Annotated in this window: 1 protein-coding gene; it reads right to left on the minus strand. The window is 54.6% G+C overall.

The genetic code is table 11. The features are described from left to right. A partial coding sequence (locus ACT3R7_RS20635; RefSeq protein ID WP_496199456.1) for a transposase occupies nucleotides 1–1273 on the minus strand: 1273 nt, incomplete at its 3' end. Between the last annotated feature and the right edge of the window lie 77 nt (nucleotides 1274–1350).

Raw genomic sequence — 1350 nt, forward strand, 5'->3', positions numbered from 1 at the left:
TCTGCATGCATCGGACTTTCTTGGGGCAGTGCCGACATTGCAACAAACGCCCTTCAAAGTGTACCCGGATCTTGCCAGTGTCCGTTTCTCGTTGCCCGCGATAGGACAGCTTTTCGCCGGTTGGGCAGATACACGTTAGCGCTACTGGATCAAACTGAAACGCGCTGGCGGGCGTCGTCTCTCGCCAGCCTTTGTCCGGCAGGTTCTGGTGGCGCTTGCCGTATTTGTCTTTCTGGTCGGCGAACTTCGGATCTCGGCTGCGGAACTGGTTATCGGGGATGTAGCCGTTGATCTGCTGTTCGTGCAGATACTTCATATTGGCTTCGTTGGCAAAGCCTGTATCCGCGGTGACGACGGTGCCTTTCTGGTAGATGTTGTCCGCAATCCCGAGCTTCTTAAAACGGGCTGCGACCGTTTCCAGTACGGGCTGCAAGGTGTGATGTTCCTGGCCTTCGCCAAAGGCCTGAGCGTCAATGACGATCTGGTGCTTTTTATCCACCGTGGCGACGCCGTTATAGCCCTGAATCGTGCCCTTGCTGGTGGTCATTTTGGCACTTTCGTTATCGGTCAGATTGCTCTTCACTTCCTTGATTCGCTTCCCCCGGCCCATCCTTGGGCTGCTCGTCTTTAGGAAACGATCCACTTTGTTCATGGCGGCATCTAGCGAGAGAATCGTCCTGGCCCGTCGGATATCCCGGTCCAGATCGGCTTCCGTCTCGGCCTCATCGCGCGCGTAGTGCTCCAGTAGGTGATGCCGAATCAGGCCTCTCAGTTTCTCACGCTTCTCGCCCAACTCTTTGAATGTGCCAGACCACTCTTTGGAAGCGTCGGAGGACATCTTGCAGCCATCAATGGCAAAGAGTTCGTTACCCAACAAGCCTTGTTCGTGGCACACCAGCAGCACTTGTTCGAACAGCGCTTCAATCTCATCAGCATGGCGGCTGACGAAGCTGGCCAATGTGGTGAAGTGGGGAACGGTATCGCAGGAAAGGGCTTTGAAAATGATGTTGGTCTCGCAGCACCATTGCATTTCACGACTGGAGGTGATGCCTTTTGAGTAAGCAAACAGGATAATTTTGAGCAGGATAGCCGGATCATAGGCCAGCCGACCGGTCGCATCGTTGCGGTACTTGGGATGGAAAACGGATAGGTCGAGCTTGTGCTCGATCAGGTAGTGCACGGCGTGTTCAAAAGTACCTGGCTGGAGCTGATCCTGGTAGTTGATCACCACCATGGCGTTCTGATCGTAGTTATAAGCCTTGAAGCGCGGCATGCTGACCACTCCTCGTCTGTTTCCTCGATCCTACCAAAACCTGGCCATCAGCGGGGTTTTTCTACAGCCTCAACGCC

This window comes from Halomonas sp. AOP43-A1-21, assembly GCF_052376775.1.
GTDB classification, from domain to species: domain Bacteria; phylum Pseudomonadota; class Gammaproteobacteria; order Pseudomonadales; family Halomonadaceae; genus Vreelandella; species Vreelandella colorata.